General features: G+C 63.4%; 8 protein-coding genes. 2 read left to right on the top strand and 6 right to left on the bottom strand.

The window, feature by feature from the left end:
• Positions 1-155: 155 nt before the first annotated feature.
• On the top strand, positions 156-1,847 hold the full coding sequence (locus ACYVOC_RS18105; RefSeq protein WP_461162698.1) for a long-chain fatty acid--CoA ligase: 1,692 nt from the start codon (positions 156-158) through the stop codon (positions 1,845-1,847).
• A gap of 35 nt (positions 1,848-1,882) precedes the next feature.
• Here ACYVOC_RS18105 and ACYVOC_RS18100 read toward each other — a convergent pair whose 3' ends face one another.
• Complete coding sequence (locus ACYVOC_RS18100; protein WP_116003657.1) at positions 1,883-2,251, bottom strand: PilZ domain-containing protein; 369 nt, start codon at positions 2,249-2,251, stop codon at positions 1,883-1,885.
• A 411-nt stretch (positions 2,252-2,662) separates the two neighbouring features.
• On the opposite strand from ACYVOC_RS18100, the gene ACYVOC_RS18095 reads away from it, so the two are divergent.
• Positions 2,663-3,100, top strand: coding sequence for a universal stress protein (locus tag ACYVOC_RS18095; RefSeq protein WP_116003658.1), 438 nt, complete (start codon positions 2,663-2,665; stop codon positions 3,098-3,100).
• A 46-nt stretch (positions 3,101-3,146) separates the two neighbouring features.
• Here the strand turns inward: ACYVOC_RS18095 and msrA are convergent, their stop codons facing one another.
• From msrA to ACYVOC_RS18070, 5 genes are all read right to left on the bottom strand, one after another.
• Positions 3,147-3,899, bottom strand: a complete 753-nt coding sequence (gene msrA, locus ACYVOC_RS18090) for a peptide-methionine (S)-S-oxide reductase MsrA (RefSeq protein WP_116003659.1) — start codon at positions 3,897-3,899, stop codon at positions 3,147-3,149.
• Positions 3,900-3,906: 7 nt separating this feature from the next.
• A complete protein-coding gene (gene bktB, locus ACYVOC_RS18085) occupies positions 3,907-5,091 on the bottom strand; it encodes a beta-ketothiolase BktB (protein ID WP_116003660.1) in 1,185 nt (394 codons plus the stop codon).
• An 83-nt stretch (positions 5,092-5,174) separates the two neighbouring features.
• A complete protein-coding gene (locus ACYVOC_RS18080; protein WP_461162697.1) occupies positions 5,175-5,933 on the bottom strand; it encodes an SDR family NAD(P)-dependent oxidoreductase in 759 nt (252 codons plus the stop codon).
• Between the two features lie 121 nt (positions 5,934-6,054).
• Positions 6,055-6,729, bottom strand: a complete 675-nt coding sequence (locus ACYVOC_RS18075) for an RluA family pseudouridine synthase (RefSeq protein ID WP_461162696.1) — start codon at positions 6,727-6,729, stop codon at positions 6,055-6,057.
• Entirely contained in the window at positions 6,716-8,881 is a 2,166-nt protein-coding gene (locus ACYVOC_RS18070; protein ID WP_461162695.1) for a PAS domain-containing hybrid sensor histidine kinase/response regulator, read from the bottom strand. Before ACYVOC_RS18070 ends, ACYVOC_RS18075 begins: the two co-directional genes overlap by 14 nt.
• Positions 8,882-8,888: the final 7 nt, after the last annotated feature.

The raw sequence follows: 8,888 nt of genomic DNA, 5'->3' as shown, positions 1-8,888 counted from the left end.
ACTTGTTTGACTTCTTCATGGCTCAATCCTCTCAGAGAAAAGAGCCTCCTCAAAACCCGGGGCGATTCACTGACCCCCAGGCGACAGCATCCTAGTGCAAACCCGCGAAAGGTTGGTGGGGTGTCGTCCTAGACTGCCGGACAAAGGAGTTTTTCATGCGTCCGCACCATGCTTTCTGGCCCGCCCGTCTTCCTGAAAAAATCACTGTTCCCGAGACATCTCTGTGGGATAACCTGGCCGTCAACGCTCGGCGCTACCCGGAGAAGAAAGCGTTGGTGTTTTTTGGCGCTGCGATCAGCTATCGCCAGCTGGCCGAAGGCGCTGAAAGATTGGCGGCCCAGCTGCATGCACTGGGTGTGCAGCGCGGGGACCGGGTGGTTTTGTGCATGCAAAACTGCCCGCAATTGGTGATGGCCCACTTTGCCATCCTGCGTGCCAATGCCGTGGTGGTGCCGGTCAACCCCATGAACCGCGCCGAGGAACTCAAGCACTACATTACCGACCCGCAGGCGCGTGTAGCCATCACCACGGCTGATCTGGCGGGCGAACTGGCAGCAGCCAGCAATGCCTTGCCGGCAGGGCAGGGCCTGACGCATCTGGTGGTCACGCACTACACCGATGCCTTTGACCCCACAGCACAGGGTGAGGATGCGCCGCCCGCCGCTTGGATAAGCTGGTTGACCGCAGCGCATGCCTTGCCTGCGCTGGCTGGTGGCGAAGTGCTGCGCTGGGAGAAGGCTTTGGCCTGCACTTTGCCTGCACCCGCGCATGCGGTGGGTGCTCGCGATCTGGCCATCCTGCCCTACACCAGCGGTACGACCGGCCTTCCCAAAGGATGCATGCACCTGCACCGCAGCATCATGCACAACGCCATTGCCAGTGCGCTATGGGGCTCGGGGTCATCCGAAAACGTCGCGCTGGCGGTTCTGCCCATCTTTCATATCACTGGCATGGTGAGCGTGATGCACACCACCATCTACAGTGGCGGCACACTGGTGCTGATGCCGCGTTGGGACAGGGATCTTGCAGGGCGCATGATTTCCCGCCACAAGGTGACCAACTGGACCAATGTGCCTACGATGATCATCGATTTGCTGGGAAGCCCGAATTTTGCGCAATACGACCTCAGCAGCCTTGTTTACATCGGCGGTGGGGGTGCCGCCATGCCGCAGGCTGTGGCCCAGCGCTTGCTGGACCAGTATGGTTTGCGCTATGCCGAAGGTTACGGTCTGACGGAAACTGCTGCGCCCTCGCATTCGAACCCGCCCGACGCACCCAAGCAGCAGTGTCTGGGGATTCCCTTCATGAGCACCGAAGCGCGCGTGGTCGATCCCGACACCCTGGCTGAGTTGCCGATGGGAGAGCAGGGGGAAATCGTCGTTCATGGGCCTGAAGTTTTTGAAGGTTACTGGAACCGGCCCGACGCTACGCAGGCCGCCTTCTTTGAAAGGGACGGCAAGCGTTTCTTTCGCACGGGAGACTTGGGCCATGTCGATGCCGATGGCTACTTCTTTTTGACGGACCGGCTCAAACGCATGATCAATGCGTCGGGTTTCAAGGTCTGGCCCGCCGAAGTCGAGGCTTTGATGTTTGGTCACCCCGCTATTCAAGAAGCCTGCGTGATTGGGACACGCGATGCCTACCGTGGCGAAAGCGTGAAGGCGGTGGTGGTACTGCGCAGCACCCACCAAGAGACGACTGAGCAGGAAATCATCGACTGGTGCCGTGCCAACATGGCTGCCTACAAGGCGCCGCGCACGGTGCAGATCGTGGACGCACTCCCTAAAAGCGGTAGTGGCAAAGTGATGTGGCGAGCCTTGCAGGAGGCCGAGGCGCCCGCGTCCTGATCCCTGCGACCCGTGGCAACGGGCGCTGACAGGCGTTACGGCAGGGGTGCAGTCAACTCCGCCAGATCCCTTTCGAGCAGTGAAGGCGCGCCCAGCTGTAATTCGATCAGGCGGCGCAGGTGGGTCACGCTGTCCAGGTCGATGCTGCGACACAGCAGGCCGACGCAATGGTTTTCGATGTGGGCCACTTCGACGGACATGGCGATGTGGTCGCTGGTGCTGGTCAGTGGCACGGTCAATTGGCACAGCGTGCCTGATTCCAGCGCGGTGCCCGGCGGAAGGGATACCAGGGCGCCTTTGAGCGACAAGTCCAGCACCTGCACGCTCAGCGTATTGGTTGCCGTGGCCAGCAAGGCCGGTGCATCAAAGTGCACGCGAATGAAATGGCGGCGTTCGTGGGGCATGGCAGGTGCGGTGCGGGGCTGTGGATAGCTGCCATGCTACACGCATGGGCCTTGCTCATGGGGGTTTTGCTGGGGCTCTTGTGCGATCTCTGTCGGGCTCGCTGAATGCCGCCCGCCCTGCGGTGTTCCTGCGCTGGCTGATGGGCGTTCAATGACTATAAAAATAAGAGCATTTAACGCTTGCTGAATAAGCGTTAGAGCCTGTTTTTATTCAAATTTCAGAGCTATTATCGATAGCGCCTTCCGGCGCCTGTGGCGTTATCTTCTACGGGGCAATGGTGTTGGCTATTCAGGCGGTTGTGGATGCAGATCATGGCCAGAGGAGGGGGCTCGCGCTACACTTGAAACCAGCCATGCGCGTCTGCCTGAATCAGGGCGCAACCTGTTTTCATCAACCCAAGGAGAGTTTCGATGTTCAAGCACATTCTGGTTCCTGTGGACGGTTCACCCACCTCCATGCTCGCGGTATCCAAGGCAGCAGGTTTGGCCAAGGCTTTTGGTAGCGCGGTGACGGTGTTGTATGTGATCGATCCGTATCCCTTCACGGGCGTGGGTGCTGATTTTGCCTACGGCCAGGCCCAGTACCTCAGCGCCGCGACGGCCGAGGCGAATACGGCACTTGATGCTGCGAAGATGGCCATGCTGGATGCCGGGGTGCAGGCGAATACCGTGGTGGGCGAGGGCCATGCGGTGCAGGAAGGAATTTCGCGTGCGCTGGAGAGCACCGGCGCCGATCTGCTCGTCATGGGCTCCCATGGTCGTCGCGGTATTGAAAAGCTGGTGCTGGGCAGTGTGACGCAGCGCGTTCTGGGACTGGTGCGTGTGCCTGTGCTGGTGGTGCGCGACTGATCGCCGTACCTTGGCATCTTGAAGAAAGGCGCCGTGGGCGCCTTTTTTAGGGGGTGCCCACGGCGTCGGTCAGCACGGGGGTTTCCCGATAGCGCTCTGGTAATAATGCCTGCAGATTGCGCAGTTTGGGCGCATCGTAGGTGGCAATGTAGAGGGCGTGAGGATTGCTGGTTGCGTAATCTTGGTGCCCCGGCTCGGCACGGTAAAACGCGGTGAGCGGCACAACCTCGGTTGCGATGGGGGCGCCCAGTACGGCGGCAGCGTCGAGCTGTGCGATATAGGCTTGGACCACATTGCGCTGGGCGTCGTCCGTGTAGAACACGGCAGAGCGGTACTGTGGCCCCAGGTCTGGCCCCTGGCGGTTGCGTTCCGTGGGGTCATGCGCGACCGAGAAGAAAACCTGCAAGACCTCTCCCAACGTGATCTGCTTCGGGTCGTAGGTGATCTGTACGGCCTCTGCGTGGCCGGTATTCCCGCTGCTGACCGCCGGGTAGTTGGCCTGTTCCGGTGTGCCGCCGGTATAGCCCGAGACGGCATTGAGCACTCCGCGCGTGTGCTGAAAAACGGCTTGTACCCCCCAGAAGCACCCACCCGCCAGCACCACGCTGGCGTGCGCAGCACTTTGCAGCCCCATTGCTGCAGGCCCTGCGGGCGCGGGTAGCAGCCGCGCTGGCTGCGCGCGTGCGGCAAAGGCCGCATACAGCAGCGCCAGCACCACCAGTGCAGCGCCCAAAGCGATCAGCCGCGGGGCGCGCAGGCTCGCGGGCGAATCGTCAGTGGGTGGAGGGGTTGCAGGCATGGGGCGCTCAGATGCGCTCGAAGATTGCCGCAATACCCTGGCCGCCGCCAATGCACATGGTCACCAGCGCGTAGCGGCCCTGGATGCGCTGCAGTTCGTGAATAGCCTTGACGGTGATGAGAGCACCGGTGGCGCCGATGGGGTGGCCCAGCGAAATACCCGAGCCGTTGGGGTTGACCTTGGCTGGGTCCAGTCCCAGGTCGCGCGTCACGGCGCAGGCCTGGGCGGCAAAGGCCTCGTTGGCTTCGATCACATCCAGGTCGTTCACCGTCAGGCCCGCTTTCTTGAGTGCCAGCTGTGTGGCGGGCACTGGGCCAATGCCCATGTACTTGGGGTCTACGCCGGCGTGGGCATAGGCCACGAGGCGCGCCAGGGGCTTGGCGCCACGCGCTTTGGCGGTATCGGCATCCATCAGCACCACGGCGGCAGCGGCGTCGTTGATGCCCGAGGCGTTGCCAGCGGTCACCGTGCCGTTTTCCTTGAGGAAAACAGGCTTGAGCTTGGCCAGGTCTTCCATGGTGGCGCCGGGGCGGAAATGCTCGTCGGTGGCGTACTGCACGTCACCTTTTCTGCTCTTCAGGGTGACGGGCACGATCTGGTCTTTGAACAGACCGTTTTGTGTGGCGCGCTCGGCGCGGTTGTGGCTCTCCACGGCCAAACGGTCCTGGTCTTCGCGGGTGATGCCCCATTTTGCGGCGATGTTCTCGGCTGTGACCCCCATGTGGATGTTATGGAACGGGTCGTGCAGCGCGCCCATCATCATGTCCACCATCTTGGTGTCGCCCATGCGGGCGCCCCAGCGCATGTTCAGGCTGGCAAAGGGTACGCGGCTCATGTTCTCGGCGCCGCCGCCAATGGCTACATCGGCATCGCCCAGTTGGATGCTTTGTGCAGCCGACACGATGGCTTGCAGGCCCGAACCGCACAGGCGGTTGACGTTGAACGCAGGCGTGCCTTCGCCACAGCCGCCGTTGATGGCTGCCACGCGCGAGAGGTACATGTCCTTGGGCTCGGTGTTGACCACATGGCCAAACACCACATGCCCCACATCCTTGCCTTCCACGCTGGCGCGCGCCAGCGATTCACGCACGACAAGTGCGCCCAGTTCGGTGGGGGCTACGTCTTTAAGGCTGCCACCAAAGGTTCCAATGGCGGTGCGCACGGCACTGACGACGACGACTTCACGGGTCATGGTTCAATCCTTTTAAGGTAAAAAATGGGTCTAACGCAATATGGGTAAGCGCGAGTAGCTATCAAAAACAAAGTGATTGCGGCTCAGGCGTCCCGCACATCAGCGACGGGTTGGGTGCCGAAGTCGGGCCGATTGAGCCAGCCCAGAACCTGGGTGGCCGCATCGTGCGCGCTGCTGAGCATGCCGCTGCGCTGGAGCTGTGCGAAGTTCTGCACATCCGGAAAAGCATCCGGGTGGGCCGAGCGCAGTTGCACCTGCATGTCTGTGTCGATCACGCCGGGCGCCAGAGAGCAAACACGGGCGCCGTGGGGTTTGCGTTCTTCATCCAGCGCCATGCAGCGCGTGAAATGGTCCATGCCAGCCTTGGCCGCGCAGTAGGCCGCCTGCGACGCCATGGGGCGGCGGCCCAGGCCTGAGGAAATGTTCAGCACCTTGCGGGGCAGGTTCCAGTCGTCCGTGGCACCCAGGAATGCTGCGCACAGCAACATGGGGGCCTCGAGCCCCACGCGCAAAGCCACTGCCAAGTCGCCCGGCACGCTGGCCGAAAGAGGGGCAATAGGCGGTATCACGCCTGCGTTATTGATGAGGGTGGCGCTGGCAAAACGGTCTGCGGTGGCTGTCTGCAACCAGTCGCGCAGCTGTTGTGCGGCCGGTTCGGCATGGGTCAGATCCAGCTCCCATTGCAGGAGCGTGGCGCCTTTGGCCGCGGCTTCACGGGCTAAAACGGGATTGGCGGTGCGCGAGATGCACAGCAGCGTGTTCCCGGGTTGCAGCAACTGGTGCGCCATGGCCAAACCCATGCCGCGCGAGGCTCCCGTCAGGATGGTGAGGTGTTGAGACATGACCCTATGGTACCCCTCTTGCCGCGCAACGCGCTGCGCTGCGCCACGGCCCTTCAGTGGTGGCGCACGGGGAAAACGCCGGTGCTTTCAGCGCCTGCACAGGAACCGGATGGCACCCGCATCAGAATGGCGCAGGCGATGCAAACTCCATCCACTGGCCTGTGGCGGGGTGTTCGAAGGCGAGCCATGTCGCATGCAGCAGCAAGCGGGGTGACCTGGCGCAGACGGCAGGGTCTGCATACAGGGCATCGCCCAAGATGGCATGGCCGACAGCGGCCAGGTGCACGCGCAACTGGTGTGTGCGACCGGTCACGGGTTCCAGCGTAATGCGCGAGGTGTCAGCCGCTGCATCGTGCGTCATAACTTGCCAGCGGGTTTGGCTGGGCTTGCCGGTGGTGGAGTCGATGACCCGCAGCGGGCGGCGTTCCCAGTCTGCGGCAATGGGAAGATCAATGCTGCCCCAGGCACCGTCTGGCAAAGCCTCCATGCGGCCCGCCACGATGGCCTGGTAGCGCTTGTGCACCTGGCGCAACTCGAACGCCCGGCTCAGACGCCGCTGTGCCTCGGGGCTGCGGGCCATCAGCACCAGGCCCGAGGTGGCCTGGTCCAGGCGGTGCACGATGAGCGCTTCGGGCCACTGTTGCTGGGCGCGGCGGCTCAGGCAGTCCTGCTTGTCCGGGCCACGCCCGGGCACACACAGCAGGCCTGCTGGTTTGTCCAGAACGAGAATCTCTGCATCGGCATGCATGCAGACCACCTCGCCCGCAGTCAGCGGCAGGCTCTCAGGCGTCGCCATTGACCAGCCGGTCTACGGTGTCGCAGAGCTCCTGCACGTCGTTGGGCTTGTGGATCAGGGCGCGGGCGCCTGCGGCCAGCGCGCTGTGTTCGATCTCGGCGGTGACATGGCCCGAAGCCAGTGCCACCGGCAGGTCCGCGCGGATCTCGCGCACCTCGCGCAGCAGATCCACGCCCGAATAGCCAGGCATGTTGTAGTCGGTGACCAGCAGATCGAACTTCTGCGGGGCGGCGCGCAAGGCTGCAGCGGCTTCGCGGGGATCCGTGAAACCGCTGACTTCGTAACCGCGCCGCCGCAGCAGGCGCTGCACCAGAAAAACCAGTGCCTGATCGTCGTCCACGTACATCACATGGCGGCTGCGCTGCGGCATGGCGGATGCGGTGATGTTTGTGGTGACGGGCGGCGTTGCCGGTTCGGTGCCGGCATGCGTCTGCGCCGAGGGCATGGCCGCCGGAAAGTACAGGGTGAAAAGGGTGCCCTTGCCCGGTGTGCTTTGCACATCGACCGCTCCGGCATGGTTGCCCATCACCCCATGCACGACGGACAGGCCCAGCCCCGTCCCTTGGCCGACAGGCTTGGTCGTGAAGAAGGGTTCAAAAACCCGCTCAATCGTGGAGGCATCCATCCCAGGGCCGTTGTCGCGCACGGTGATGGCCACATAGTCGCCGGGCGCCACACCGAGCCGTTCACACAGGCGCTGGTCTGGACGGGCAGGGGTAGCGGCTACCTGCACGATGCCCCGGTTCGTGCCCAGTGCGTGGATGGCGTTGGTGCACAGGTTGAGCAAGGCCTGCTCTACCTGGGTCGGATCGGCCAGCACCGGGGGCATGTCCCTCGGTAGATCCATGTGCAACTCGACCGTGGGGGGCAAGGTGACGCGCAGCAGGCGCTCGGTGTCATGCATGGCCTCAGCCAGCGCGACGGCTGTGCGCCGGGGCGGTTCGTTGCGGCTGAAGGTCAGGATTTGCCGCACCAGGTCGCGCGCGCGGCGGCCGGCTTTTTCGATCTCGATCAGGCTCTCGAGCACTGGAGACTGGCTTCCGCAGTCGGCCTTGGCCAGTTCCACGTTGCCCAGGATGGCGCCCAGGATGTTGTTGAAGTCGTGCGCAATGCCTCCGGCCATTGTGCCGATGGCTTGCATTTTGTGCGACTCGCGCAGTTGGGCTTCCAGCTCGGTGCGGTGCGCCTCGGCCTTCTTGCGGCCGGTAAGGTCGCGCGCAAAGACCGTGGTGGTTTCTCCTTCGGCATGGCGCTCGAAGGACACGCTCACCTCGACCGCCAGTTCGCGGCCGGCCGCCGTGCGTGCGGTCATCTCGCCCAGCAGGGCCTGGGTGGCCAGTTGGGCAAACCCCAGGGCCTGCACCGCGTCGGGCAGAAATCGGCCCAGTGGGCTGCCCAGCGCGTCGCTCGTACTGCACTGGAACAGCGCCGCTGCCGTGGGGTTGAAAACGGTGATGCGCTGGTGCTGGTCCACGCAGATGATGGCGTCCAGGGCAGAGTTAATGACGGCTTCCAGGCGCTTTTCGCTGGCGTGCAGTTGCTCGTTGCGTTCTTGCAAGGCCTGGCGCTCGGCCAGCAGCGGGCTTTGATCGATCACGGCGCACAAAAACTGGTGCACTGGTGCGTCGCTTTCCTGGGCCACTTCGATGCAGGCAATGTGCAGGTCGCCCGTAATGTGCCCTTCGCTACCGATCAAAAAAACGATCTCGGTCACCTCGCTGTGGCCTTGGTGGCGTGCGGTGTGAAAGGCGTCCTGGACCCGGCTGCTATCGCGGGCATGCAGGAATGGCATGAGTGCCGTGAGCGGGCGATCCTGCTCGGTGGGCTGGAACGAACGGTGTGCCATGGCATTGGCCTGGACCACCACGTCATATTCGTCCAGCACCATGAGCGCCAGCGGTACGCTGGAAAACAAGGCTTCGAAGCGCTCGGATGCGCTCTCGGCGGCAGCCTGGCTGTACTGCAGAACCTTGTTTTGCGCTTCCAGCTCTGCCTGGTAGGCACGCAGCTCGGCGATCAGCCCGGGCAGGGCCTCCTGGGGCTGCAATGCGATCCTTTCATCGGGCGCGCTGGGCTCTGGCGAGGGGGTATCACCCGGACCGTCGCGCGGGGACTGGGCGTGCAGCAGAAAGGACAGGTCAGGAAGGCTCATGGGCGAA

Source organism: Simplicispira piscis, assembly GCF_054783455.1.
Note: the sequence above shows the minus strand (reverse complement) of the source record. Positions and strands in the feature narration are given on the sequence as shown.

Bases quoted from the DNA above. Each gene is read 5' to 3' on its own strand.
- ACYVOC_RS18105 (WP_461162698.1), top strand. From the start codon at position 156: ATGCGTCCGCACCATGCTTTCTGGCCCGCCCGTCTTCCTGAAAAAATC.
- ACYVOC_RS18100 (WP_116003657.1), bottom strand. From the start codon at position 2,251: ATGCCCCACGAACGCCGCCATTTCATTCGCGTGCACTTTGATGCACCG.
- ACYVOC_RS18095 (WP_116003658.1), top strand. From the start codon at position 2,663: ATGTTCAAGCACATTCTGGTTCCTGTGGACGGTTCACCCACCTCCATG.
- msrA (WP_116003659.1), bottom strand. From the start codon at position 3,899: ATGCCTGCAACCCCTCCACCCACTGACGATTCGCCCGCGAGCCTGCGC.
- bktB (WP_116003660.1), bottom strand. From the start codon at position 5,091: ATGACCCGTGAAGTCGTCGTCGTCAGTGCCGTGCGCACCGCCATTGGA.
- ACYVOC_RS18080 (WP_461162697.1), bottom strand. From the start codon at position 5,933: ATGTCTCAACACCTCACCATCCTGACGGGAGCCTCGCGCGGCATGGGT.
- ACYVOC_RS18075 (WP_461162696.1), bottom strand. From the start codon at position 6,729: ATGGCGACGCCTGAGAGCCTGCCGCTGACTGCGGGCGAGGTGGTCTGC.
- ACYVOC_RS18070 (WP_461162695.1), bottom strand. From the start codon at position 8,881: ATGAGCCTTCCTGACCTGTCCTTTCTGCTGCACGCCCAGTCCCCGCGC.